This window comes from Shewanella canadensis, assembly GCF_003966225.1.
GTDB classification, from domain to species: Bacteria; Pseudomonadota; Gammaproteobacteria; order Enterobacterales; family Shewanellaceae; genus Shewanella; species Shewanella canadensis.
The window spans coordinates 401,535-427,151 of sequence record NZ_RXNU01000002.1 but is presented as its reverse complement, the minus strand read 5'-3'; the positions used below and the strand labels follow the sequence as shown (position 1 = coordinate 427,151).

Annotated in this window: 21 protein-coding genes; 8 read left to right on the top strand and 13 right to left on the bottom strand. The window is 47.9% G+C overall.

Annotation, left to right across the window (positions count from 1 at the left end):
* Positions 1-285 precede the first annotated feature (285 nt).
* The 4 genes from EKG38_RS05350 to cydC all read left to right on the top strand — a co-directional run bounded on the left by EKG38_RS05350 (position 286) and on the right by cydC (position 5,027).
* A complete protein-coding gene (locus EKG38_RS05350; protein WP_126519410.1) occupies positions 286-489 on the top strand; it encodes a DUF3565 domain-containing protein in 204 nt (67 codons plus the stop codon).
* A gap of 167 nt (positions 490-656) precedes the next feature.
* Positions 657-1,016: a DUF3622 domain-containing protein gene (locus tag EKG38_RS05345; protein ID WP_126519218.1), complete on the top strand. Its 360-nt coding sequence runs from the start codon at positions 657-659 to the stop codon at positions 1,014-1,016.
* Positions 1,017-1,386: 370 nt separating this feature from the next.
* Positions 1,387-3,216 carry a heme ABC transporter permease/ATP-binding protein CydD gene (gene cydD, locus EKG38_RS05340; protein ID WP_126519217.1) on the top strand — a complete coding sequence of 610 codons (1,830 nt, stop codon included), beginning with the start codon at positions 1,387-1,389 and terminating at the stop codon, positions 3,214-3,216.
* Positions 3,213-5,027 carry a heme ABC transporter ATP-binding protein/permease CydC gene (gene cydC / locus EKG38_RS05335; RefSeq protein WP_126519216.1) on the top strand — a complete coding sequence of 605 codons (1,815 nt, stop codon included), beginning with the start codon at positions 3,213-3,215 and terminating at the stop codon, positions 5,025-5,027. The genes cydD and cydC overlap by 4 nt, the downstream gene beginning before the upstream one ends.
* Positions 5,028-5,093: 66 nt before the next feature.
* On the opposite strand, the gene EKG38_RS05330 is transcribed toward cydC, so the two are convergent.
* The 5 genes from EKG38_RS05330 to EKG38_RS05310 form a co-directional block, all read right to left on the bottom strand.
* Positions 5,094-5,270 (bottom strand): helix-turn-helix domain-containing protein, encoded by a 177-nt coding sequence (locus tag EKG38_RS05330; protein ID WP_126519215.1) that lies wholly within the window; start codon positions 5,268-5,270, stop codon positions 5,094-5,096.
* Between the two features lie 131 nt (positions 5,271-5,401).
* Positions 5,402-8,596 (bottom strand): bifunctional proline dehydrogenase/L-glutamate gamma-semialdehyde dehydrogenase PutA, encoded by a 3,195-nt coding sequence (gene putA / locus EKG38_RS05325; protein ID WP_185826781.1) that lies wholly within the window; start codon positions 8,594-8,596, stop codon positions 5,402-5,404.
* A gap of 309 nt (positions 8,597-8,905) precedes the next feature.
* Positions 8,906-9,481, bottom strand: a complete 576-nt coding sequence (locus EKG38_RS05320) for a TIGR04211 family SH3 domain-containing protein (RefSeq protein ID WP_439332643.1) — start codon at positions 9,479-9,481, stop codon at positions 8,906-8,908.
* Between the two features lie 291 nt (positions 9,482-9,772).
* Positions 9,773-11,041 carry an inorganic phosphate transporter gene (locus EKG38_RS05315; RefSeq protein WP_126519213.1) on the bottom strand — a complete coding sequence of 423 codons (1,269 nt, stop codon included), beginning with the start codon at positions 11,039-11,041 and terminating at the stop codon, positions 9,773-9,775.
* A gap of 24 nt (positions 11,042-11,065) precedes the next feature.
* Positions 11,066-11,746, bottom strand: a complete 681-nt coding sequence (locus tag EKG38_RS05310) for a TIGR00153 family protein (protein ID WP_126519212.1) — start codon at positions 11,744-11,746, stop codon at positions 11,066-11,068.
* A gap of 286 nt (positions 11,747-12,032) precedes the next feature.
* On the opposite strand from EKG38_RS05310, the gene EKG38_RS05305 reads away from it, so the two are divergent.
* On the top strand, positions 12,033-13,535 hold the full coding sequence (locus tag EKG38_RS05305; protein ID WP_126519211.1) for a CYTH domain-containing protein: 1,503 nt from the start codon (positions 12,033-12,035) through the stop codon (positions 13,533-13,535).
* A gap of 82 nt (positions 13,536-13,617) precedes the next feature.
* Here EKG38_RS05305 and EKG38_RS05300 read toward each other — a convergent pair whose 3' ends face one another.
* The 8 genes from EKG38_RS05300 to EKG38_RS05265 form a co-directional block, all read right to left on the bottom strand.
* Complete coding sequence (locus EKG38_RS05300) at positions 13,618-14,424, bottom strand: ion transporter (protein ID WP_126519210.1); 807 nt, start codon at positions 14,422-14,424, stop codon at positions 13,618-13,620.
* Positions 14,425-14,494: 70 nt separating this feature from the next.
* Positions 14,495-14,824 (bottom strand): hypothetical protein, encoded by a 330-nt coding sequence (locus tag EKG38_RS05295; protein ID WP_126519209.1) that lies wholly within the window; start codon positions 14,822-14,824, stop codon positions 14,495-14,497.
* A gap of 66 nt (positions 14,825-14,890) precedes the next feature.
* Positions 14,891-15,544: a hypothetical protein gene (locus tag EKG38_RS05290; protein ID WP_126519408.1), complete on the bottom strand. Its 654-nt coding sequence runs from the start codon at positions 15,542-15,544 to the stop codon at positions 14,891-14,893.
* Between the two features lie 214 nt (positions 15,545-15,758).
* Complete coding sequence (locus tag EKG38_RS05285; protein WP_126519208.1) at positions 15,759-16,445, bottom strand: PspA/IM30 family protein; 687 nt, start codon at positions 16,443-16,445, stop codon at positions 15,759-15,761.
* A 61-nt stretch (positions 16,446-16,506) separates the two neighbouring features.
* The gene (locus EKG38_RS05280) at positions 16,507-16,920 is read right to left on the bottom strand and encodes a YjfI family protein (RefSeq protein ID WP_126519207.1); all 414 of its coding nucleotides are present in this window, start codon (positions 16,918-16,920) and stop codon (positions 16,507-16,509) included.
* A 192-nt stretch (positions 16,921-17,112) separates the two neighbouring features.
* On the bottom strand, positions 17,113-18,885 hold the full coding sequence (locus tag EKG38_RS05275; RefSeq protein ID WP_439332642.1) for a polyamine aminopropyltransferase: 1,773 nt from the start codon (positions 18,883-18,885) through the stop codon (positions 17,113-17,115).
* Between the two features lie 90 nt (positions 18,886-18,975).
* On the bottom strand, positions 18,976-19,875 hold the full coding sequence (locus EKG38_RS05270; RefSeq protein WP_126519206.1) for a DUF350 domain-containing protein: 900 nt from the start codon (positions 19,873-19,875) through the stop codon (positions 18,976-18,978).
* A 13-nt stretch (positions 19,876-19,888) separates the two neighbouring features.
* On the bottom strand, positions 19,889-20,848 hold the full coding sequence (locus EKG38_RS05265; RefSeq protein WP_126519205.1) for a hypothetical protein: 960 nt from the start codon (positions 20,846-20,848) through the stop codon (positions 19,889-19,891).
* Positions 20,849-21,068: 220 nt separating this feature from the next.
* On the opposite strand from EKG38_RS05265, the gene glnE reads away from it, so the two are divergent.
* The 3 genes from glnE to EKG38_RS05250 all read left to right on the top strand — a co-directional run bounded on the left by glnE (position 21,069) and on the right by EKG38_RS05250 (position 25,502).
* Positions 21,069-23,939, top strand: coding sequence for a bifunctional [glutamate--ammonia ligase]-adenylyl-L-tyrosine phosphorylase/[glutamate--ammonia-ligase] adenylyltransferase (gene glnE / locus EKG38_RS05260; RefSeq protein ID WP_126519406.1), 2,871 nt, complete (start codon positions 21,069-21,071; stop codon positions 23,937-23,939).
* 178 nt (positions 23,940-24,117) lie between these two features.
* Positions 24,118-24,882, top strand: a complete 765-nt coding sequence (locus EKG38_RS05255) for a putative outer membrane beta-barrel protein (protein WP_126519204.1) — start codon at positions 24,118-24,120, stop codon at positions 24,880-24,882.
* Positions 24,883-25,034: 152 nt separating this feature from the next.
* Positions 25,035-25,502 (top strand): hypothetical protein, encoded by a 468-nt coding sequence (locus EKG38_RS05250; RefSeq protein ID WP_126519203.1) that lies wholly within the window; start codon positions 25,035-25,037, stop codon positions 25,500-25,502.
* Positions 25,503-25,617: the final 115 nt, after the last annotated feature.

The following is a 25,617-nucleotide window of genomic DNA, read 5'->3' as shown; positions in this document are numbered from 1 at the left end:
ACTCTGGCGGGCGTGCATCTTACAGGATACGGGGTAAAAGAGCTAATTAATAAGCAGAGAATGGATGAAGTCGACCGCTTTAGTTGTGCGTTTTTTGTCCATAAATCATATGAGCCTCTTGAGTGCGCTATAGATTGAACTAATTAACTCACTTTCAGCCGAAATCGAAGATTAAAGTTGCAAGGAGCATTTTGTTTAAACTCTGTACGTGTTAATCTCCCGCTTTGAGCGCTTCAAAACTGGTTATCAATGCGGTGGCACATTCACCTTCAGTCTCTGTATGTTATGAAACAAGCCATTGTTAGTTACCTTAAAGATGATGAAAACCAATGGGTTGCCAGGCTAACATGCGGGCATAATCAGCATGTTAGACATATGCCACCTTGGGTGGTGAGGCCTTGGGTGATAACTGAAGAGGGTAGAACGTCTATGCTTGGATATACACTCGATTGCAAAAAATGTGATATTGGTGCGCCGAAAGACATTTAGGTTGATGATTAGCGACATGTCGCCAAGTCAAAATCTACTCAAATATTTATTTCTATCCCTGTGACTCAATGTTTGAGCCTTGGGATAGAGGAAGCTGGAAATAATTTTTACTTAACGCTTACCCATATCGGTGTGCGATAAGACTTTATCTGTAGGAAATAAGTAACATGACACAAACCAAGAAATTCGATTACCGCATAGTGCAAGACAAAGATGTGTGGGCCGCTGAAATTACTCGTCGTATGACAGCGAGAAAGACAATCGTTTCGAAAAGAAAAACAGGTTTTGCAACCGAAGCGGAAGCCACTGCTTGGGGTGAGAAAGAGCTTAAATCTTTCCTCGATAAGTTGATGGAACGAAATGAGCGTAAAGCTAAGCAACGTGAAGTGCGTACAGAAGCGACTGCAGCTAAAGAGTTAGCGGCAGACGTATGGCGTGATGCTCGCGACGTCGCAGATGGTAGCGACAATGCCAAGGATTTCGATGAAGATAGCGATGACTATGCTTCAGATGAAGCGTCTAAGTAAGTACGCTTATACGTCATCAGTTTTCAAAGAACTGTCTGATTAAAGCACTGTCTGATTAAAGATAGTCTGAGTCAAAAAATATGGCTGGTCGAGCAGATGCTCACCGGTCTTTTTTTTGCCTTTTTGAATAGTAGGCTTGTCTGGCTAGCTTTCTTGCCGTTAAAAACTCTCCACCCTACAAAAGTAATCACCCATTATTACAGCTAAGAATTTCGTTTTAGTTCCCTCTTTTATTGATCTAGCTCAATTTTTGTGAATCCGTTAACAATTACGGAGCTGGCGTTTTATTCCTCTATCGATGCCTGCGATACTGCGTCCCATCACCCTGTGGCTTATCCTAAGTCATGACTCGCTATCTTGCCGGAGAAGCATGGACAAATCGTTAGAAAAAGTACTCACCTCCTGGTTAAAACAACAGAAACAAGCCTGTGGCTTCTATCTTAATTTGACAGTGCTATTTGGTCTGTTGACCGGTTTATCCTTAGTGGCTCAAGCCTACCTGATTGCGACCATTTTGCATGGACTGATCATTTTGGAACTGCCCAAAGAGCAGTTTGCTACCCAATTCTATTGTCTTGTGGGACTCATCTTTATCCGGGCGGGGTTGGCCTATGGAAGAGAGAGGGTCAGTTTCGAGGCGGGAAGACGGCTTAGGGTTCAGATCCGTGGCGCGGTTTTAGATAAATTGACCGAGCTTGGCCCCTGCTTCATTAAAGGCAAACCCGCGGGGAGTTGGGCAAGTATCGTGTTAGAGCAGGTGGAAGACTTGCATGATTTCTATGCCCGTTACCTGCCGCAGATCATTTTGGCGGCCTTTATACCACTCACCATACTCGTGGTTGTTTTTCCCATTAATTGGGCCGCCGGATTGATCCTCTTGTTGACGGCGCCACTCATTCCCATGTTTATGGCACTGGTCGGCATGGGTGCCGCCGATGCCAACCGAAAGAATTTCAGTGCCCTGGCTAAACTCAGTGGCCACTTCATGGACAGAATGAAGGGGTTAAATACCATCAAGCTGTTTAATCGCGGCGATGCAGAGAGTGAAGCTATCGAAACCGCATCCGAGGAGTTCCGTGAGCGGACCATGTCGGTACTCAGGCTGGCATTCTTAAGCTCTGCCGTGTTGGAGTTTTTTGCGGCAGTATCCATTGCCGTACTCGCCGTTTACTTTGGTTTCAGCTATCTGGACCACCTGAATTTCGGCCATTATGGCGCGGGTCTCACCCTGTTTACCGGTCTGTTTGTGCTGATCCTTGCCCCCGAATTTTATCAACCGCTACGAGATATGGGTACCCACTACCATGCTAAGGCGCAGGCGATAGGTGCCGCCGAAGAGTTGATGGCGCTGTTAAATCATGAAGTCGAGTCTGACAGAGTGTCGGGAAGTGATTCACCGCTTGCTAAGGGGCTGGCCGACTCGCTAATTACAGAGAGCTTCAGGGCTGGAATATCGATTCAGGCAAATGCCCTGTGCGTCGACAGTCCCGACGGTACTCAGTTATTGGGGCCTGTAGATTTCAATTTAAGCGCGGGCAAGCATATGGCCGTAGTGGGGCCAAGCGGAGCCGGTAAAACCAGTCTGCTCAATGCTCTGCTGGGCTTTCTTCCCTATCGCGGTAGCTTGAAGGTGAATGGAGTCGAGCTTAATGAACTTAATAAACCTCTATGGCGACGTCACCTGGCTTGGCTGGGGCAGGACCCGCAGCTGTTTCATGGCACCATTCGTGACAATGTCGCCATGAGCAAGCCCGATATGGACGATGAAACCGTGATGGCCTTGCTTGAGAAAGCTAAGGTCTTGAACTTCGTCGAACGTCAAACCCATGGGCTGAATCACCCGATAGGCGAACAGGCATCTGGCGTCTCGGTGGGACAGGCGCAGCGTATCGCTCTGGCCCGCGCCCTGGGGCAGGATGCTTCCCTGTTTGTTCTCGATGAACCGACGGCGAGTCTGGATAATCACAGTGAACAAGCGGTACAGATGGCGCTCAGGGAGGCGATGTCGGGAACCTCTTGCCTGATGGTGACTCACAGGCTGGATCAGCTGCACACGATGGATAGCATCTTAGTGCTGGATAGGGGACTCGTCGTTGAGCGAGGGAGTTTCGATGAGTTAAACCAGAGTCAGGGTCTGTTTAAGCAGATGCAGGAAGAGAGCAATGATGAGTTTACTAACCTTAAGGGGCTTAACCGATGAAGGCGCTGTTTCCTTTTATAAAGTTGTTTAAACATCAGTGGTTGATGATGTTTACCGGTTTACTCCTCAGCATTACGACCTTGATGGCAGGGATCGGTTTACTTTCACTGTCGGGATGGTTTCTCTCTGCCGCCGCGGTTGCGGGTTTAACGGTTGTGACGGCGCAAACTTTTAACTATTTCACCCCCGCCGGTGGGGTTCGATTCCTCTCTATTGCCCGTACGGCGAGCCGCTATGGCGAACGCCTCGCGACCCACGAAGCGACCTTCAGGTTGTTGACTCAGCTGAGAAGCTGGACCTGGCGTAAGCTTTTGCCTCTGAGTGCCAAGAACCTGCAGGGGCTAAGGCAGGGAGATCTGCTCAATCGATTAGTCGCAGATATCGATACCTTAGATCATCTCTATCTGAGGTTACTGACCCCTATGGCCGCCTCGCTATTAATGCTGGGGGCCCTATATCTTTTTGTCGGCTGGTTTGACGCTCAGCTAGCCCTGACATTGTGTGGGATCTTATTGGCGGTATGGTTGCTGCTTCCCTTCATCTTCTACCGTTTGGGGAGAAAACCCGGCATAGAGCAACTCGAGGCTAAACGGCACTTCAGGGTGCAGTTGCTGGAGTTTATACAGGGACAGGCTGAGATCACTCTGTTCGGCGCAAGCGATCGATTCAGAGTCGAGCTCTCTAAAGCTGAAACCGCCATGCTAAATAGCCAGTCGGCGATGGCCAATGTCACCGCCTTGAGTCAGGCTTGTTTGATTTTATGCCACGGCGTGGCGGTGCTCATCATGCTCTATATGGCCGCTTCTGGTGTAGGAGAGCATGTGCCTCCCGGGCCAATGCTCGCCATGATGGTATTTATGACCATGGCCTGCATCGAGATGCTGATGCCTATCGCAGGCGCTTTTCAACATCTCTCTGCCTGTGTGACCGCGGCTAAGCGAGTCAATGAGTTGGTGGAACAGAAGCCTGATATCGTGTTTAATCAGGATTGTGACACTAAGGTCACCAAGGGAGAGTTGCTACTCAAAGATATCTTCTTCAGTTATCAGCCCAACAGCACTAATCGAGACACCGAGACTGATGAAGGGTCCGATCATACCGTCCTTCGAGGCATAGACCTGTCGGTGAAGGCGGGTGAGAAAGTCGCACTCCTGGGGCAGACCGGTTGTGGTAAATCCAGCCTCTTGTCGCTTATCACGAGAGAGTGGCAACCGACATCGGGCAGCGTCAGTGTCGATGGCCGGGATATTACCGAGTTTGGCGAAACTTCCCTTAGGGAGGGGATCACCCTTATCAGCCAACGGATCTATCTGTTCAGCGGCACATTAAGGAGTAACCTCACCTTAGCTCAGAAGCCGACTCAGCCACTGGCGACGCGTGCCCTGAGGCGGGAAGCGCAGGCGGTAAATGATGAAAAACTGATCCGGGTGTTAAACAAGGTTGGATTGACAACATTGACTCAGGGAGAGAAACCGCTGGATACCTGGATAGGTGAGGGCGGAAGGCAGCTCTCCGGCGGTGAGCAGCGACGTATCGGTGTCGCCAGAGCCCTGTTACGCGATGCTCCCCTGTTACTGCTCGATGAGCCAACCGAAGGCTTAGATAAACGCACCGAGCGGGAGATCTTAGCCCTCTTGTTTGAGTTTGCTGCCGATAAGACCCTATTGATGATAAGCCACAAATTAACGGCCATGGCGCAGATGGATCGAATTCATTTGATGGAGCAGGGAACAATTAGCGCCTCGGGAACCCATGAATCCCTGTTAGCAACTGATGACTATTACGCGAGCCTGCACCATAAGCTAGGTTAGCGACCGTAAAATATCAGGTGTTTCAATGAACCGACCGGGAGGAGAGTGTTTCTCCCCTTGTCGGGGCTATCCCAGACGCTTTGAAAACTCCAGATAGCGCATCACTTCATCTTTCTTAAACTTAAGCTCACCCCCTTCGCCAACATTGGTGAGTAAGTTTTCTCTGGCATAGCGTTTAATGGTGGCCGATGGCTTATTTAATATTTCACTGACCTCATCCAAGTCTAGAATGTCATCGCTCATGATTTTCTCCCTCGATAAAAGAAAGGTTATACAGATTGGAATTAATAGCTCAAGTATAGAAGATAAATGGAAGAGATAAAAAAACCAGGCACTTTGGCCTGGTTTTTAGACTGCTTGTTTAGAGTAAGCGGTTACTCTTCACTGTCACCCAGTGAAAGTAGGGTTGCATTCCCGCCAATGGCGGTGATGTTATTGGTGCGGGTCTTCTCGGTGATAAAACGCGTCAGGTAGTGCGGACCACCGGCTTTAGGACCCGTGCCCGACAGGCCTTGTCCACCGAATGGCTGAACACCAACAACCGCACCGATCTGGTTACGGTTGATGTAGACATTACCTACCTTGACCTTGCTGGCTAGTTCGAGGGCGTGGCCTTCGTTGCGGCTGTGTATGCCAAGGGTCAGACCGAACCCGGTGCTGTTGATCTCATCGATCACCTTATGCAGATCGGCGGCCTTGTAGCGGATCACGTGCAGGATAGGACCAAAATGCTCCTTCTCCAGCACCTTGATGGAATCTATCTCAACTGCCGTCGGGGCAACGAAGTGGCCATTCTTGGTACCCGCAGGTAGCTCCAGCTGCTTAAGCAGGGTGCCAACTTGCTTGATATGATCGATATGGGCATTAAGGTTAGCCTGTGCCGTGGCGTCGATCACAGGCCCTACATCGGTTTTGACCGAGCTTGGATCGCCAATAGTGAGCTCATCCATGGCACCTTTCATCACCTCCAGAACTCTGTCAGCGATATCTTCCTGTAGGAAGAGGACGCGAAGCGCCGAGCAACGCTGACCGGCACTGGTAAATGATGAGTCGACAACGTCATGAACCACCTGTTCAGGCTGAGAGGTTGAGTCGACGACCATGGCATTTTGACCGCCTGTCTCGGCGATAAGTGGGATGATCGCGCCTTCGCGGTTTGCCAGAGTGCGGTTAATCAGCTTAGCCGTTCCCGTAGAGCCGGTGAAGCAGACGCCACCGATACGCTCATCAGAGGTGATAGCGGCACCGACTGTCGCACCTGTTCCTGGGAGGAACTGAAGTACCTCTTTCGGGATCCCCGCTTCATGGGCAAGCTGGACGGCGCGGAAACCGACAATAGAGGTCTGCTCGGCAGGTTTAGCCACGACCGTGTTACCGGCGGCAAGAGCCGCTGCAACCTGGCCTAAGAAGATGGCCAGCGGGAAGTTCCATGGGCTGATACAGACGAAGATGCCACGACCCTGTAGGAACAGCTCGTTCAGCTCACCTGTCGGGCCAGGAAGCAGCTCCGGCTTGGCCATCATCTTCTTGGCTTGTACGGCATAGTAGCGACAGAAGTCGACCGCTTCACGGACTTCATCTATACCGTCCTGAATGCTCTTTCCTGCTTCTCGCGTACAGAGTGCGATCAGCTCTTCACGATTTTCTTCGAGAAGATCGGCCAGTTTCTGTAGTGCATTGGCACGTATTTCAACCGGGGTGTTACACCAGCTTGAGAAGGCGTTATCGGCACCCGCTAAGGCGTGCTCTATGGCCTGATTATTAGCGAAGGCGACTTTACCCACTAGCTTGGTGGTATCGAATGGGCTGACGACCTCTTTCGTTTCTCCACTTAAGAGCTCTCCATTGACCAAAGGTCCGACGTTCCACTGAGTGTCTTTAAATTTCTCGAGTGCAGCGAAGAAAGGCTCTGATTCAGAGATGATATTCATGTTGAGTCCCTTTGAGTTTTTACGCTCTGCGCCAAAAATATCGGCGGGTTGAACGATCTTATTATTAGATAGGGTTTTATACTTCAGAAGTGTCTTTATCGGGTGAACCACCAGTGAGTCGATGGCGACATTAGGGTCGACCAACTTATGGACAAACGAGGTATTGGCACCGTTTTCGAGTAGGCGACGTACCAGATAAGGCAGTAGCTCCTTGTGCTCACCAATCGGGGCGTAGATACGAATACGGGTATCGGGACTTTCGGCGAGTAGGGTGTCATATAGCTCCTGTCCCATGCCGTGCAGGCGCTGGAATTCAAATCGGCGATCACCGGCCATGTCCATAATGGCGGCTACAGATTGCGCATTATGAGTCGCGAATTCAGGATAGATAGCACCGCGGGTCGCATCGGACAGGACGTATCGTGCCGAGGCAAGGTAGGAGACATCCGTTCCTGCCTTTCGGGTAAACAGTGAGTAGCCCGCTTCACCGGCCTGTTGTGCCCACTTAAGCTCGCTGTCCCAATAGGCACCCTTCACGAGGCGAACCGGGATCTCATCGCCCTGCTCCTTGGCGAGGCGTGTCAGCCAGCACAGCACCGGAAGGCCACGTTTAGCATAGGTCTGTACCACGATACCCAGCAGTCCCCAGCCTTTAGCTGCGTCGGAGTTATAGAGTTTCTGGAAGAGTTTCAGGTGCAGCTCGAGTCTGTCCATCTCTTCGGCATCGATCGCTATGCCGACATTGAGTTCACGCCCTTTCTTAATCAGCTTGATTAAGGAGTCATAAAGCTCGGTCAGCACGCGATCTTCGTTGGCAACTTCATATCTTGGGTGCAATGCGGAGAGCTTGATGGAGATGGTGGGGCGCGGCGCCAGACTCTCATCATAGGTTTGTGCGCCAAGGGCGGCTATGGCAGCGGAATATTCACTAAAATATTTGTCTGCATCGACTATGGTCAGCGCGGCTTCACCCAGCATATCGTAACTATGGGTATAGCCAATCTTACGGTTCGCTTCGCTGTTTTTCAGGCCATCTTTGATGCTGGTACCTAAAACAAACTGTTTACCCATTATTTTCATGGCTGCCAACATCGCCTGTCGGATAACGGGCTCACCGACTCGATTGACAAGACGGTTCAGTAGGCTGCTGGGTTTACCCTCGATATCTTTATCCAGGGTGACGATTTTACCGGTCAGCATCAGGCCCCAGGTAGAGGCGTTGACGAGCGTAGAGTCACTCTTGCTCATATGCTCATCCCACTTAGCCCCGGAAAGTTTATCCTGGATAAGTGCATCGGCCGTCGCGCCGTCTGGAATTCGTAATAAGGCTTCGGCCAGACACATAAGGATAATACCTTCCTGTGTGTCCAGGCTGTACTGCTGCAGGAAGGCATCGATGCCAACCATTAAGCCTTTCTTGTCATATTGGCGAACTTTGGCTACTAAATCATGGGCACGCTTGGTAACACGCTGGATTTCATCGTCACTCGAAGGGACGAGCTTGATAAGTTCAGATAGATATTCATCTTCATCGACAATGTAGTTATTGGTGATGGCTGTAAATAGCTCATCGAGATTAGCTTGGTCATAGTGACCAGTCAGAACTTCACTCGCTTTGAACATAGTAATCGCTTCCATCTGGGCCGGTTAAGGGACAGTTTGCTTGAGGAAAAATCTTACCGAAAAGCTGCCTCGGTAAGTGTATTAAGATGCTTGTTATTTTTTGTATACAATCTGACATCTTCGCGCGCAATTATACATTCAAAATGTGACGAGGGACACTATTGTGATGCGGTATGTGAACTTTGTTTGATCTGGTCGGTGGAGTGTGTGAGCTGACGTCATTAGAGGGCGGGGATTTGCCTATAAAGAAAAAGCCAGTGCGTTAAGTGCACTGGCTTTTGCTCTTTAAAAAGGGCTTGAACTCAGGTGTTATACCGATTGGTATTACCAGCGGTTCTTCTGCTTACGTCTGGGTCTTGGTAGATAGACCAAGATAATACCCAGTAAAAGGCCGGCAGCGGCAATCAGTCCGCCCTCCTGCCACATCTGGAAGCGCTCATTTTTTTCAATGCTGGCAAGCTTAGTCGTTGCAATATCACGCTCGGTGCTGGCCTGCTCGAGAGACTTTTCTGCCTGAGCGAGCTGGCTCTTGAGCGTGCGAAGCTCTTGGAAGCTAGTGTCACTTGCGTCGTTCACCTGTTCGAGTTCGGCCTTGGTTTTTTCCAATTCGGCTTGAACTTCCGGCAACTGCTCACGGAAGCTCTTGTCAGCGCTAATCATCTTAGTTTCAATCCAGCCTTCGCGGCCTTTATGGTCGATGATCTTGGAGTAATCTCCCTCTTTTTGACCCAGTACAGAAATCGCTTGTCCAGCTTCAATGCTGCCTAAAATGCGGTATTGGGTTCCGGGACCGCCATGAAGATAGAGGTACACCTGGTCTGAGATATAACGGGGTTGGCCTTCAGCCAGTAGGCTGGGAGAGAGTAACATCAGTCCCACTAAAGCAAAGAATCTTAACACTTTGAATTCTCATCGAAGAAATATAGCCACATGCTAGGGATTTGCAGGGCTTTTTGCAAGGCTTTGATGCAAGACTTTGATGTAGGGGTTAGTTGGATGTCGTGATACCGATAGCTCGAAGTGCTGGGACAGATTGCTGAGTATTTAGGGCCGACGAAAAAGGCATCTGGATGGAGCCTTTTTGCGAATGTAACTCAGTGGTTGAAATTAGACAATCAAAAAGGGAAGCCTGATGGCTTCCCTTTTTATCTAACTATCTTTATCGAGCTAAAAGCCGAGTTTAATCGAATCTTAGTTGAAGATGCCTTTAATCATGAAGAAGAACATGATTGACAGTCCTGCACCCGCTGGAAGCGTGATAACCCAAGATACGACGATATTTCTGACTACACCGATATTAATCGCGGCAATACCGCGAGCCATACCCACACCTAAAACCGCACCGACTAAGGTTTGCGTCGTAGATATTGGAAGACCGGTACCCGATGCAATAACCACAGTAGAGGCGGCAGCCAGTTCGGCAGCAAAACCACGGCTAGGAGTCAGGTGAGTAATGTTCTTACCTATGGTCTGCATTACGCGCTTACCAAAGATAGCCAGACCCAACACGATACCAACGGCACCGAGAGGCAAAATCCACCAGACTAATGAAGATTGACCCGCTATATCGCCACCACTGTTGACAACAGAAACGACGGCTGCCAATGGGCCAATAGCGTTCGCAACATCATTAGAGCCGTGAGCAAAAGCCATACAACACGCTGTAACAACCATTAAGATAGCGAAGACTTTCTCTACGTTACCAAACTGAGTCTGAAGGTCGGCGCTCTTGCTCATCTTGAGACGCTTGATGGCAAACATTCCGGCAATACCAACCAGTACCGCGACACCAAAGGCCATTGCATAGGCTTCACCACTGCTGAAGTGCAGGCCGATATGTTTAAGACCCTTCTTGATGGTCACCAGTGACATGACAAAGCCTGCCAGTGCCATATAGAAAGGCACATAACGCTTGGCATTTTCCAGTGGATCTTCAGTATTGAAAATGAGTTTCTGTACACTCTGGAAAATCATGAAGGCGATAAAACCTGAAATTGCCGGAGTTACGACCCAAGAACCGACAATACCCGCAACTTTGCCCCATTCAACTGCATCTGTGCCTACACCCACCGCCGCAAAACCAACGATGGCGCCGATAATTGAGTGAGTCGTAGATACAGGCCAACCGAGCGCTGACGCTGAAATAAGCCAGATACCTGCTGCAAGCAGCGCCGATATCATGCCGTATACAAGCAGTTCAGGCGAGTCAACAAAGTATGCTGAATCGATAATCCCTTTACGGATCGTACTGGTTACTTCACCACCTGCCAGATAAGCACCGGCAAATTCAAAAATCATCGCAATGATGATCGCTTGTTTAATCGTAATCGCATTCGAACCTACTGAGGTTCCCATTGCATTGGCTACGTCATTGGCGCCAATACCCCATGCCATTAAAAAACCAAAAGCAGCCGCAATTGCAATAAGCATTGGGCCGTTGGTGACTAATACATCAACCATGTTGTTACCTTGATAACTTTGTTGTTAGACGCGAGCTAGCATCAGCTCTAAGCGGGAACCTACTCGCTCGGCAAGATCTGCCAAGTCGCCAACCCACTCAATTATCTTATAGAGGAACATCACATCGATAGGGTTCATATCGTTTTCGATAGCGAACAGCTGACGACGGATCTTGATTTGAAGATCATCCGTATCTTCCTCGATTTTATCGAGTTCGGCGATCATTTTTGCAACGAGATCGACTTCTCGACCACGGAAACCAGTTTCTAACAGGTCATCGAGCTCGTTGATTGCTTGTTTGGCATGCGATACTGCATCGATGCAGCGTTGCAAGTAAGCTTTGAAGGGTTCTTGTATAGCTTCAGGAACGAGAAGCTGACGGCCGATGATTCGACCCGAGATATCTTTTGCCTTGTTAGCGATTTTATCTTGCTGGGTTAGAAGCTCCAGAAGATCGGTACGTTCGACAGGCATAAACAGACCACCAGGAAGAGTGAGACGTATTTCACGTTTTAGTGAATCCGCTTCTCTTTCCGCGTAGCTTATCTGCTTACGTAGTTGAACAGCTTTATCCCAATCTCCGGCTACCGTAGCCTCAAAAAACGGGATAAGTATCGATGCACAATCGTGCACTTTGTCTATATGCTCTTGTAGAGGCTTAATTGGCGATTTTGCAAACACGCCCAAAATAGAGTTTACTGGCATTGCCGTGTACCTATTTAGGTTATTCCACTGTTGGAAAAAGCGGGCGCATGTTAACCCAAGCGACCGCGTATTGAAACTGTGTTTTTACATTAAAACTAACAGTTTTTATTCTAACGAGTTATATCTTAACTGCAAACCGCATCCTACGGCGAGTTTGTGACAGTAATATTACACGTGGCCCGATAGATGTTTTTTTGATTAAAATTTAATTAAACTTTAATGACAACCATTAGGAGAGGGGGAAATCACCGCTCCTATCAATAACGAAAAAGCGAGCAGCAGGCTAATGGACGCCGAGATAGAACTAAAATTATTTTTTCAATTAGAACAACAAGAAACCTTGGTTAGCTTACTGGATAGTTTACCTCACTCTGAGCCAAAGGGGGTAAGGAAACTCATCAATAGTTATTTCGATACTCCCGATCTTCTGCTTAGAAAATGGGATATGGGGCTAAGAGTAAGACGTTGTGATGGTGAGAGAGAGCAGACAATTAAAACGGCCGGCAGTGTGATCGGCGGGATTCATTCGCGGCCGGAATTCAATGTCGCTATCAAACAAGATACACCTGACCTCACTCAATTTCCTGAAAAAATATGGCCTGAACTGTCTAAAGTTTCATCAGTGCAATCTGAGCTGGTCTGTTTGTTCAACACAGACTTTGTCAGACAAATATGGCACATATATGTCGGCGATAGCTTAATTGAGCTCGCTCTAGATATGGGGCAGGTCAGTGTAAAAAGAGAAGGCGAAGTGATATCAGAGCCTATCTGTGAGCTCGAATTTGAACTTATGGCAGGTGAGACATCGGCACTCATTCAGTTAGGTTTATTGGTTGCCGAGCAGGTCCCGGTACGTTTAGGTAAGGCGAGTAAGGCACAGAGGGGATACCGTTTAGCCGCCCAGGCGAGCCCTCTGAGTCTGGAGGCGTTAGATTTTATTGCATTAGTACCAGAGCAAGATCTGAAACACACCTTTATTGCGCTTCTGAGCACCGGCCTCGAGCGTTGGCAGTTACTTGAAGCCATGATACTCGAATCCGGTGTTAAAGATGATGAGCAAGCCCCTCATCTTTGCTACAGGCTTAGGGCCTGTGTTCGTCTACTCAGATGTACACTGGCGCAATTTAATCTGCTCGATGACAAGTTAGCATCAAAGTTTGATTGTATCGAAGGGCATTTAGAGTTTATTGAAACGGGCTTGAGTCTGGTCGAAATTATCGATCAAAACAGTGTATTAATCGCCAAACTTCCTCAGAAGAAGCAGTTAACGGCCTTGACCTATGCTCAACTGAAAGCATTATCGATCCCTAATCTTATCGATAACATGCTCAATGATACTTGCTATGGCGGCCTTCAGTTAGCTTTGGTTGATCTGCTTCTTGGCTTTCAGGCGGGGAAAAAGGTCGTGGATAAAAGACTCGACCTGCAAGAGTTTGCCGATAAAATGCAAGAAGCTTCGTGGCAGAAAATCGTTGATTTGATGCCCTCTGATGAAGATCTCAGTAGTCAGGAGTACCAATCCTTTGCGCGTGCCCTCGATGAGAGTATTTTTGTCGGCGTCGCTTATGGCGCCCTCTATCCGACGAAAGCCAGAGATCTATTCAGGGCTCCCTGGCAAGATCTTGTTTTGGGTATAAGGACGTTAGCGGCATATCGACAATTGGCCGAATTGAGCCAAGCTAATGATATCGATCTCTCGGATTGGTTGCTTAATAAGGAGCATAGCCTGCTGTTTGCGATGGAGCACTCCAGGCGTTCGGCGTTAAAGAATGAGCCTTACTGGCGCTAGATATGCTCGATGATAAGAGGGCGTAGTCAGGTATCTCTGATGCGCCATCTTTCTACACCTCATGACCTCTTTTGTACAGATATTAGTGCTTTGGCGTATCTTTCTTTTCTTCTAGTTCCTGCTTCAACTGGGTAATTTGCTCCATCAAAACACCTTGATTCGCTTCCATTCTTGCCAGTGCTTCATGCAGTTCACAACGGATCTGCTGGCTTTGAGTTTCAAGTTTTTCTGCTTCATCCGGTGCGATAAACAAAGAGGCCATATAACCTGAAATAACACCGAAAAAACTGACGCCACAAATAATGACGACGCCACCAATGACGTGGCCAGAAGCTGTCACCGGATAGTAGTCGCCATAGCCCACGGTTGAGATGGTGACTAAGGTCCACCAGATCGCATCTTCTGCGGTATGTATGTTTGCGTCTGGTACGCCCGCCTCTACGATGAGCATTAAAACCGATGCGAAGGTCAGGATGGTGACCATAGCCACTAAGAGACTGGCCAGTGTCGCTTGTCTGCGCTGCTTTATGATGGGGATGATTAAAGACTGAGTCATACGAATCAGGCGTATCACTCGTAAAATTTGGAACAGCCTCGCTAGCCTCAGAGGTTCTATCGCTGGAATACTGGCAACGAAGTCGATCCAGTTGTGTTTAATATAGTCAATTTTATTCTCTGCCCTGAACAGGTTAACAAAGAAGTAGGTCATAAAAATCATGCAGATACTGAAATCAACAAAGAGCAGAAGTCGGTTGGTTTCTGAGTCGAGAGAAGCAAAGCTGAGAACAAGAACAACAATGACTGACAACAGTGAAAGCATCATCATTGCAAGTTGAAAAGGGGTTGGAGCCTGCTCCGGGTGAAGTAACCAGCGTTTTTTATCAGCCATTATCTCGTCCAATATCACTATACTTTATAGATTGCCCACCCATTTTATGGCAGGCATCTGCATGAGTGTACTAGCTTTTATCTACAAAGTGGATGAGATCGTCCAATACGTGTTTTTTTATTTCGAGTTGCTGTTCTGGCGATAGGGCATATTTTTCAGCTAACTGGAGATAATCATCAGGGCTGAGAGAGACGGTGAGTCTGGGACGTTTAGGTCGCTTGGTCACCGAAAGCCCCAAAATGGTACGAATTTGATCCGACGGGCTAAAGCCTGAATCTAACGCGGCTTTACGAATAGAGTACTGGAACTTCTCATCGAGATCGAAAGCCACCTGTGTCGCCTTGGCTGCTTTCTGGTTTTGTAACCATTGTTCCGGTAGTGGGCTCTTCTGCTTAGTCATACCGTTTACCTTAAAAATTGAAATCTAACTTAGAACCTAGGAGCTAGAACCTAGGTTCTAAAGAGTTTACTTCCCTGGCCAATAATCTCTTATATCGGACAATGGACGATACAAGGTTAACATGACATCGGTTTCACCGCCGTCATAGACTTCGACATCGATAGCAAATTTCTCTTCGTCATCCATTAATAAGTAGGATTCGAATGCCTCGCCTGTTGCCCCATCTTCATCCTGTGGTGGCTTATTGCCACGATAATCTTCACGATGAAAGTAACCAAATTGCGCGGAGTTAACTTGATGATATTCTTTGCCTAACCACTGCTCAAATTGTGTGGCGAGCTCATTGGGTAAAGCTTGAGTCGTAAGCTGTGCTTGTTCATCTTCTTCGAAGATAGCGCTAAAGTGTTCGAGATCGAAAATCTGTTCAACTTGTCCGCGGTTAATCTTAATAGAGAATGCCAGATAGGTTTCATCATCTTCATCGAGTGAAAGAAAAAGCGTCTCTTGACCATGCCCTTTAAGCACCCATTCAGCCTTTTGACTGCGCTCATACTCATAAGTACTGACAGATTCTACTCTTAACTGTTGTCCCCTGAGTTGAGGCGGCAGAGCAAAACTGTCATCGAGGGAGATCATATCGCCCTCCATTAGATGAGAGGGGTGATCGAGTTGACGTTTTGGCGCCTCTTTCTTACCGAAAAGGCCTTTTAAAAATCCCATCATCGACTCCTGATACTTTTGGTTATTGATACTTTTAATTATATAACTTGGGTTCGCTCGAACAATCCCAGTCTTAGGGTGAGCCATATCGTAACGTTAAATATTAACGCTAAGACGAAAATAGCGCCTTCCTTAGTCATAAGAAAAGCGCTACTTTTTAGCTATTGAATCTATTCAAGCGATTAATGCTGAATCTCTTCATTTTGCTCTATGTTTACTTGCGCGCTTTAAGGCGGTCAAGTACAGCGTTGGCATTAGACTTTTGCTCGCCAATGCCCGCTTCAGCTAGCTTAGCGTGCAGTGACTTATCACTGTTTTCATCGGCAAGTTGCTCAGCTGCGACCAGACGATCATCAAACTGCTGCTGACGAGCCTTGATACGCTCCAGTGAATCTTTAGCATTTAATAGCTTAGAGCTGCTACCTGCGAAAGAGTCTGTGATGCTAGCCGTTGCCTTTTGAACACTCTCAGTGGTCTTTACCATGCTCAGCTGACGTTGGTAATCGGTTAGCTGGCGCTCAGTTTTGCGTACGAGATCTTTAAGACGAGTCGCATGAGCGGTGAAGTTAACGTTTGCACCCTCTTGCTCAGCAAGCTCTTGGTCTAGTTGAGAGATCTTCTCAGCAACTTCCATCGCTAAGGTTTCATTCTCTTTCTCAAGTGCTTGAGTGGCATAGCCTTCGTGTTCGCTGATGGAGCGCTTTAAGCGGTCGACTTCGCGGCTGGCCTGCATCTCTTTGGCCATAACGTCAGTTAATTCACGTTTAGCTTTTGTCAGGTGGTTTTCCGCATCACGGATCTCTTGCTCGAAGATACGAGTAGAGTTTGCATCGACGATGCCTTGACCAACTTCTGTTGCACCACCACGAAAAGCGGTTAAAATTTTGTTTAGTATGCCCATAATGTGGCTCCTTTTACCTAGTCACGGTGACTTGAACCGGGACTAAAAAATTGATAAAAAATTACTTTAAGTACTCGACCATTTCGTCGATGACTTCCAGGCAGTTATCGGAAAGAACGGAAAGCTCCTGTTCTATCTCCAGCATGTCTGATCGAACAGACAGTGCGCCGTAAATCACATACTTATCATCGATTTTTGCAAATGATGACAGTGGCATCGGGATGTTGAGCTCTAACATTGTCTCAAACATCGCTAAACGACGGTCCTGATTTACTTCGTCTTCTCCCCAAAGGTAACTGATGCAGAGAACTTGGTTTTCTGTCACCGATACGAATACTGGGATCTCTTCACGTCCAACGATATTGACTTGTAAAACCTCTACTTCGCCGTCGATTGGATAGCAATCAAATTGCAAGCCGGTATGGCTTTTATCACAAAGGTCATTGAGGTGGTTGGCAATAGTGTGAATATTCATATTTGTCCTTATGACATATTATGTCTGCGATTAAAGATAGCATCAGGACATAATATGTCAAGTGCTATTTCTCGAAAAGTGTCATGCACTGAATTCAGTTCATGTTCCCAAATATTCAGCCATAAGCGAGGGGTGAGCCCGCTTATGGCCTGTACCTTCAATTTCGGTTAAACAAATCTAACGTTATCTATATTAGAAAAGTGTTACGCCTTGATTTTCTGTCCATGCCTTTTGGTGATATTGGTACAGCTGCATAGAGCCTATGCGATTTGGCTCAATCTTATCCTTCTCCTGATAGAAGTTGCCCGGGAACTCGAATGAGCCCTTGATGAGTCCCGGTGTTAACCAATCGTCCTCTATGGATAGCTGCTCAATATCGCTTAATCTGTTTTTAGCATTCTTGCCCGATGCTGTCGCTATGCTCCAGCCCCATTCACCAAAACTGGGCACATTGTGATGGTATTGGCTGACATTGAAGCCGGCCAAGGCCAAGGTTTTTCCGACGGATATAAAGGCCTTAGGGGCATGATAAGGCGAGGTCGACTGTACCGTTAGAGCACCATCAGCGCTTAAGAGTTCCTTCAGTTTCTTATAAAAAAGATCTGAGTATAGCTTGTTGAGATCGGGATGGCTGGGATCGGGTAAGTCGACTATGATGGCATCATATCTATCGCCTCTTTTAAGCAGCTTATCGACTCCATTAAAGGCGTCGTCGACAACGACCTCGACTCTGGGATCATTGAGCGCATCACCATTGAGTTTTAGCAGGGTCTGGCTTAATCGAGTGGGCATATCTGCGTCATGTGAGGTAAATAGCTTGAGAAGATCCCGGTCCAGATCCATCAGGGTGACCTGCTCAGGCTGCCATTTCAGTACCTGTTTTAGCCCTAAACCGTCGCCTCCACCTATGATTAATACCTTGTTATGCCGTGCGCTGGCTTCCAGTGTCGGATGAACTAAAAACGCATGATAGATATGCTCATCCTGACTGGAGAACTGCAGCCTTCCATTGATATACAGAGAGTACACCGGCTCCAGGCCGCTGCCTCTGAGCCTCTCGGTAAATGTTAGTTGTTGGAAGCGAGTAGATTTGGCATAGATCACTTCATCTTTATAGAGCAGATTATTAAAATTCTGCTCCCAGCCCGGGCCATGCCAGGCCAACACCAACAGAATGCCACTCGCGATAAAATGGCCTACAAGTAGAGTTTTAACAAATCTAATTCGATCCCAGAAGCGCCAGATGAAGATAAAGCCGGCCAAGAGATTAAAGCTGGCTGTTAAGGCGGCGGCAAGTTGGATATCGATGGCAAGCATAAAGCTGACCCAGATGGCTGCACCGATACCAGCTCCAACATAGTCAGCTCCGTAAATGGTGCCAGCATTGTGCATCAGGTGTTCATCACATAAAGACTGTCTTACACGCGCAATGAGCGGGATCTCCATGCCTATCATCAGACCCAGGAGTACACCCCAGAAATAGGGCAGGTATTCACTCAGATGCTGAAGCAAGCCGATAAAGCCACCTTCGGGTAGCTGATCCGGTGGCAGGCCTAATGTGCTGGCAATAATGAGTGGCAGCTGCTGACCAAAGCCAATAACCGCTGCTGTGATTAATATAGCCAGAGAGCCACACAGGGCGACGCTGAGCTCTAAAACGGCAAAACCGGTAAAGGCACAACGGATTTTCCTGGCGGCAAAGGCACCGACTCCCATGGAGACGATCATCAGGCCTATCATGGTATAGATGGCGGCTTCTAATGCACCTAAGATGCGACCTGCATAGTGAGATAGCAGGTATTCATAGATCAAGCCACAACCTGCTAATACGGCCATGATACCGAGCAGTAAGGTATCATCGAACCAGCTTAACTTTCGTTCTTTGTCTAGGGTATCAGCGCCTTGTGCTGGGGATTGGTCCTTTGCATCAGGCTGGGTTAATTTGGAACTGGTCACTTCACTCACTCGTATCTCACAGTCAAACGCTTGTGGATAAAATAAAACGGTTAATCAAATGATTAACCGTATTTTATGTGTTGGTATAATAGTACTGGGCTAGTACATCAGGCTCGTTAGAATAAGGGCTACAGCCACACTAATTGCCAGCTCTACGGTAGCGATACCAATATTGTGTTGCTGCTCAACTTCCTGGGCTAAATGGATTCCCGATAACACCAACTTTTTCACTATCTTAATCAGCACTGAAAGTGTGACGAGCATGATTATTGAGAAGATTAACCAGCCAACAAGGTTGGCTACATAGGCTTCCGGGTTATAGATGATGAAGTGGCTGGCAGCGTTGAAGCTCAGTGCCATGGCCAGCATGTAGCCGCTATGACGAATCGCGACCGCGGTGTGCCCTTGAACCAGCGCATCTTGCATTGAGGCATCTTGATTTCGTTTGGCGTAGCGGAATTCACGAAAGCGGGTAAGCACTACCAACATGATCTGTGAAATGGCGAAGGCACTGAAGATAGCGATGAAGGTATCTAAAGTCAGATCCTCGGCCCAGACCAATACCGCACGTATGATAATGGCTGTGGCGATGGCGGCGCAGGCATCGACAATCGCAACCGAAATATTACCTTTAAGGATCTGCTCGTTTTTATTGAGTTCATTAAGGGCAATCTTATCGTGAAAGTATCTACCTAGCTTAATCAGTAGTAAGCCAAATAGTCCGTATGCACTCATGCCAATCGCCTCGACGACATAAGAATCAGCTGCCTCACCTGAAATCGCGCCTGTTAGCACAATGCCTAAGCCAGCGATTGCACCAGCAGTGCTTATCCCGAAGGCAAAGTTGTCTTTTTCAGCCAGTTCCACGCGGCTATCGACTTTGGCTGTCCAGCCCTGAAGGTAACGCATCAAGGTTAAAAGAATAATGGCGATAGCCAGATCGATTACTAAAATAATGGCAAGATCTGTTGTGATGCCGAAGTTTTGAAAAAATGTCATGGTATTTCCTTATCTATTTGCCTCGGCGTACACCGCGAGTAGTGCGACTGTTAGAATTGCGGAAGTTACTGTTCTTAGAGTAATTAGAACGGAACTTGCTGCCACTTTTACTGCGAGTACCTGTCGAACTCGCCTTGGGTGTACTCGTGCTTTGACGCGATAAGCTTGTTGAGCCTGTGCGTGATTTTGCATAGGGGCTGTCGAATTTTTTCCCCTGTGAGTTGAACTGTTTCTTGGTTCGCTCGAAGGTTTTGTTCTGTGCACTCGCCTGTTTCGGTGAGGTGTAACGGTAACGTCCTACATCATTGTAGTAACTGTAGTTTCTTCGACCAGACCAGCGATCGTAGCCGATAGGGCCGCGCATCACATTGGAGAACATCGAGTACATGCCATACCAGGCCCAGAAAGACATGCCATTTGAGCCTGTTTGCCAGCTGCCATAGCCCGGGTTACCGACTAATTGGCTGCCCGCACCAAAATCTTCGGATCCATTGGCGAGAGCCGCAGCCTCACGACTGATGGAGTTGACTCGCGCCAGAGCACCATTTGACATGTCGGCGACGACGTTGAGTGGATCTGACAGCATGTCGTTATAGAGACTGGGATCGGCGGCTTGATAGATGTTTTCGGCTTCTGCCAGCTGCTGATCGAGATCGATGTAGTTGCCAGCATCACCCAGCTCGCGAACACGACGCACTAAAGAGGTAAACATAGGCCCTTTAGTGGTTGCATCTTTTGCCAGCTCATCGAGTAAGGGGGCCAGTTCAGTTTGTTGTTTTGCCAGAATACCCGTGTATTGCTTAAGCAGGGTGGCATTACGGATCTGACCGCTATCGAGCATCTGATTGAGTGAATCTATTCTCTGACCCGCTAATTGCTGGTATTGCGCAATGCGATCGGGCCTGTCATCACCGCAACCCACTAAGGTTAAAAGCAATGTAAGAGTGAGAACACGTATGAACATCGCTGCCATGTTTTCTCCATTTATATTCGGTAGAGGCTGATAAAATATAATCAGCTTAGTATTTCATTAGGTTATAGTAACCCTTACTTTGAAATAAAAAGTAATCTTTTTTTGTTTAAACTCAGTTCGGTGACTAGATTAAATCTGGGTCGTTACACGCTAGTCACAGTTAAGACATAATATGTCTTAATTGATAATAAGTCGATTGTCATAATTGTTAGGGATTATTATTACCATGGAAAATATCAGTAACAAGCCGTTACCCGCCATTATCACTGACGTTGCGGATCGTTACTGGCAAAGGTTAAATGAAGCATGGCCTGAGCTCACGACCTCAATAGACAAGCAACGCTGTGACGAGCTGTATCGGATCATGGGGTTGAGTGATTTTATCGCGGAGCAATTATGCCGACATCCTGATTGGATCCCCGCCCTATTCGATGGACTGTCAGACAGAGTTGAAAGGATGAGTTTCGATAAAGAGCTGCATGAACTCCTGGAGCCTTGTCCTAGCGAAGATGAAGCGAAAGCCATTTTAAGGCGCTACCGAAATCGGTTGATGGTGCGACTGGCCTGGCGAGACTTTTTTGGTTATGCGAGCCTCGAAGATTCACTGCTCGATCTATCCGCCCTATCTGAGGCGCTGATTATTGCCGGACGTGACTGGCTCTATCGCGAGCTCTGTCAGCAATATGGAACGCCTTGTGACAACGAGGGGAATCCTCAACCCTTAATGGTTATCGGTATGGGCAAGTTGGGAGGACGTGAACTCAATTTCTCTTCAGACATCGATCTTATCTTTACCTTCCCTGAACACGGGGAGACACAAGGTGGCCGCCGCGCCTTAGATAACCAGCAGTTTTTTATTAAAATGGGCCAGCGTCTGGTGAACCTACTCCATCAGGTTACCGTGGATGGTTTTGTCTATCGCGTCGATATGCGCCTTCGCCCTTATGGAGAGAGTGGCCCTCTGGTGGTCAGCTTTAGTGCTCTGGAAGATTATTATCAGGAGCAGGGCCGGGACTGGGAGCGTTATGCCATGGTCAAGGCGCGTGCTTTGGGTCCATGGACGGCATTTTCTGATGAGCTGCACTCTATGTTGAGGCCGTTTGTTTATCGCCGCTATATCGATTTTTCGGCTATCGAATCTCTGCGAAAAATGAAGCAGTTGATCACCCAAGAGGTCAGGCGACGTAAGCTTACCGATAATATAAAGTTGGGTGCCGGCGGGATACGGGAAGTCGAATTTGTGGTGCAGAGTTTTCAACTTATCCGGGGAGGACGGGAACCTTCACTGCGTCAGCAGAGTCTGTTTGCCGCTATCGATACCTTGTATACCTTAGGACAGCTTGAATATTTGGCTGTCGATGATCTCAAGCAGAGTTACCTGTTATTGCGACGAGTAGAAAACTTACTCCAGGCCATAGGTGATCAACAGACACAGACCTTGCCCGACAATGGACTGGATTGGTATCGATTGTGTCACTGCATGGGAATGGCGTCAGAAGCCGAACTCAGAACGCATATCGAGTCTGCGATGAGTAAAATTCATCGACACTTTAATGATACGGTCGGTGGTAATGAGCAGGATGAGTCATCACAATTGTGGACTCTGCAGCTGTGGAGCGTGCAAGAGGATGAGCATGCACAAGCGCTCATTAGCGAGCAGTCTATCGAAGATCCGGATCTCTGGCCCATACTGAAATCATGGCGTGACACCATTGCTAAACGTTCCATTGGGCCCCGTGGCCGAGATACCTTAGATAAATTGATGCCCTGGCTCTTACGTGAGTTGACTCCGCTGGTGTCTCCTTCGAAAGCCTTTGAGCCTGTGTCTAAGGTATTGGATCAGATTCTGACCCGTACGACCTATCTTGAGCTCTTGTATGAGAATCCCGGCGCTCGTCAACAGCTGGTGAGTTTATGTTGTGCCAGCCCATGGATTTCGGCTCAGTTGGCAAAATTTCCCATGTTGCTCGATGAGTTGATCGATCCGGCTCAACTCTATGATACGACCTCATTAGATGATTACGGCAGTGAGCTGCGTCAGTACCTGTTACGTGTGCCGGAAGAGGATATGGAGCAGCAGATGGAGGGGCTGAGACAGTTTAAACTATCGCAGCAATTGAAAATTGCCGCGGCTGACGTGACCGGAGTATTACCTGTGAGTCAGGTGAGCGACCATCTGACCTTGCTGGCAGAAGCGATAATTGAGCAGGTGGTGATGCAAGCCTGGTTACAGGTCAGTTCCCGCCATGGCGTTCCTACTCATCTCGATGAGGGGGATATGGGCTTTGCGGTTATCGGCTACGGTAAAGCCGGTGGGATTGAGCTGGGTTACGGCTCGGATCTTGATTTGGTATTCTTACACAGTTACTCCCGCGAACGTTTTCCGGAGCATACAGAGACTAATGGCGAGCGTCCGATAGAGGCTGGTCATTTTTATCTCAAGTTGGCACAAAGGATCTTACACCTGTTTTCAACCCGAACGACCTCGGGTGAGCTTTATGAAGTCGATATGCGTCTCAGGCCGTCCGGTGCTTCGGGTCTGCTTGTGAGTGAGATAGAGAACTTCGGTCAATATCAGCGTGAAGAAGCATGGACATGGGAGCATCAAGCCTTAGTCAGAGCCAGGTTTATGTTTGGAGATAATGCGTTATCCAGCCGTTTTAGCACACTACGCTCCGAGGTTTTGCAGCTGCATAGAGAGAAGAGTTCTCTGGCTCAGGAGGTGAGAGAGATGCGTTTGAAGATGCGAGATCACCTGCTTAAGGTGAGCCCGGATAAGTTCGATCTTAAACAGAGCGCTGGCGGGATCGCAGATATTGAGTTTATCGCTCAATATCTGGTGCTGGCTAATGCCAATGAGCACAGTGAACTCTGTATCTGGTCTGATAACATCAGAATATTTTCAACTCTCGGAGAGTTAGCCCTCTTGCCCCAGCTCGACGCTCAGGAGCTCATTCAGGCGTATCTGTTTTTACGTGATGAGAACCACAGGCTGACATTGCAACAAAAGCCCGGACAGCTTGCTTTGGAATTGGTGGAGCTACATGCGCAGCGGGTGATTGAAATTTATCAAAACGTGCTCGAGTTCTAGGGGCTGTTTATCTTTCTTGCTTGTCGCAAACTGCATCGCAGTTTGTGGCAAGAATTTGTCGCCGCATCTGATCTTATTCCTCACTCCTCCCTAAGCAGTTGATACTTATCACCACCATATTTGGCTGGCCCAACTATTGCTTATTATTTGTACAGGATTTTAGTTGAGGAGTGATGAGATGCTCATCGATAACCCAAATGACGTTAATATTCCATCGGCCCTGTCTATTTTGAGCCTACAATCGGTTTCAAGCCCCAATGAGCTTAAAGGGGAAGTTGAACACTCAGGTTTTAAGTCTAAGCGACGCATATTCCCTTCAGCCTGGTTGAGCGTTTTGCTCTTCTTATTACTCTGTCACCATGTGTCGGCGAGTGAACTTTTTCAGCGCAGTACCTCCCGCTCTGAACAGCTGGTTACTTCAATGACGGACTATCGACTCGCCAATCTACTCGAGAGTGATTCGGTTCGCCAGCTGATTAATGAGCTCAATATGAGCAGATTAGCCGATAGAGAGTTAACAACCACACCCGTATCACAGCTGCAAAATTCAGGTTGGCAGTTGAACTTAGATCATATCGAACTGGGGGGCGTAGGGAGCACTTCTCAGGATGTATGGGCGACACAGGACTATGGCTATCGAGACCTGCTGAGCCAAGACAGTCGCTTATATTCAGGTTGGGGAGCCAGAGTCGGTTACCGGTTCCGGCTCGCCTCCGGGGTATCTGCATTAGTCAATGTCGGGGCGTTCAATTGGGAGCAGGAGTCTGGTTTGCTACACAACAATAAGCAGAACCTTGAGCCTGATGGAATATCGCCATATTTAGGAGTGGGGTTTAATTTTAAGGTGTCTCCCAAATCAGATATTCGATTAGAATGGGATCATTTTGAACTTGATGATCGTAGCTTCGAAGTCATTGGGCTTAAGTTTGAGTATCGATTTTAAATGGTGCGGCGGAATAGAGGGGGGAGTTAATCTCTGACTCAGCAGAGGGCTGATACGAATTGTAGCATGAGTCTGTGCCCATGATTGTTTTACTGTATGGCGTTTTGCATTATATTATCGAATATGAGTGGTGAAATTCTGAGGCTAAAGTAATGATAATAAGTGGTATTAGTAATCCATCTTCTCAGAATGCCTCTCAGGCAGAACGTCAGACTAACACTCAGACGACCACGGAAAATCGTATTCAGGCTGGCACCGATAAAGCCCCCATTTCGGCAACGGACAGGGAAGCCGCCCAAACCACAAACCCCAGAGTGGAGAATAGTTCGGTTAATCTGTCCCCGACAGCGGTAAAGCTGCAAACTCAGGGCGGCAGCACTCCAATGCCTGCTACCGTTAACTTACCCGAAGTGATATCTGCTCCCACATCCCCAGACATAGAAGATGCAACAGAAAAAGATGAGACTTGTCAGTCCGCAAGCGTGAAGTCTTTTGCTTATGGGGCGCTAGGCATGGATCACCCCGATAAAGTGGAAGAGAAGGAAGATGATTCCTATACCGCAGGACAGTACCTTAAAGCAGCTGCAACCATAGGTAGTGTGATCGCCCTCTTCGTATAAATGACTTATCGTATATAACTTAACCTGAGCCCGAGACCGGTTCAAATAGTGTTCCTAATGACTAAATAACTCTGGGTATTAAAATGCATAGCTGTTTGGCACTATTTAGAGATAA

Excerpts from the sequence above, each read along its gene's own strand:
- EKG38_RS05350 (WP_126519410.1), top strand. The coding sequence starts at position 286 with ATGAAACAAGCCATTGTTAGTTACCTTAAAGATGATGAAAACCAATGG.
- EKG38_RS05345 (WP_126519218.1), top strand. The coding sequence starts at position 657 with ATGACACAAACCAAGAAATTCGATTACCGCATAGTGCAAGACAAAGAT.
- cydD (WP_126519217.1), top strand. The coding sequence starts at position 1,387 with ATGGACAAATCGTTAGAAAAAGTACTCACCTCCTGGTTAAAACAACAG.
- cydC (WP_126519216.1), top strand. The coding sequence starts at position 3,213 with ATGAAGGCGCTGTTTCCTTTTATAAAGTTGTTTAAACATCAGTGGTTG.
- EKG38_RS05330 (WP_126519215.1), bottom strand. The coding sequence starts at position 5,270 with ATGAGCGATGACATTCTAGACTTGGATGAGGTCAGTGAAATATTAAAT.
- putA (WP_185826781.1), bottom strand. The coding sequence starts at position 8,596 with ATGGAAGCGATTACTATGTTCAAAGCGAGTGAAGTTCTGACTGGTCAC.
- EKG38_RS05315 (WP_126519213.1), bottom strand. The coding sequence starts at position 11,041 with ATGGTTGATGTATTAGTCACCAACGGCCCAATGCTTATTGCAATTGCG.
- EKG38_RS05310 (WP_126519212.1), bottom strand. The coding sequence starts at position 11,746 with ATGCCAGTAAACTCTATTTTGGGCGTGTTTGCAAAATCGCCAATTAAG.
- EKG38_RS05305 (WP_126519211.1), top strand. The coding sequence starts at position 12,033 with ATGGACGCCGAGATAGAACTAAAATTATTTTTTCAATTAGAACAACAA.
- EKG38_RS05300 (WP_126519210.1), bottom strand. The coding sequence starts at position 14,424 with ATGGCTGATAAAAAACGCTGGTTACTTCACCCGGAGCAGGCTCCAACC.
- EKG38_RS05295 (WP_126519209.1), bottom strand. The coding sequence starts at position 14,824 with ATGACTAAGCAGAAGAGCCCACTACCGGAACAATGGTTACAAAACCAG.
- EKG38_RS05290 (WP_126519408.1), bottom strand. The coding sequence starts at position 15,544 with ATGGGATTTTTAAAAGGCCTTTTCGGTAAGAAAGAGGCGCCAAAACGT.
- EKG38_RS05285 (WP_126519208.1), bottom strand. The coding sequence starts at position 16,445 with ATGGGCATACTAAACAAAATTTTAACCGCTTTTCGTGGTGGTGCAACA.
- EKG38_RS05280 (WP_126519207.1), bottom strand. The coding sequence starts at position 16,920 with ATGAATATTCACACTATTGCCAACCACCTCAATGACCTTTGTGATAAA.
- EKG38_RS05270 (WP_126519206.1), bottom strand. The coding sequence starts at position 19,875 with ATGACATTTTTTCAAAACTTCGGCATCACAACAGATCTTGCCATTATT.
- EKG38_RS05265 (WP_126519205.1), bottom strand. The coding sequence starts at position 20,848 with ATGGCAGCGATGTTCATACGTGTTCTCACTCTTACATTGCTTTTAACC.
- EKG38_RS05255 (WP_126519204.1), top strand. The coding sequence starts at position 24,118 with ATGCTCATCGATAACCCAAATGACGTTAATATTCCATCGGCCCTGTCT.
- EKG38_RS05250 (WP_126519203.1), top strand. The coding sequence starts at position 25,035 with ATGATAATAAGTGGTATTAGTAATCCATCTTCTCAGAATGCCTCTCAG.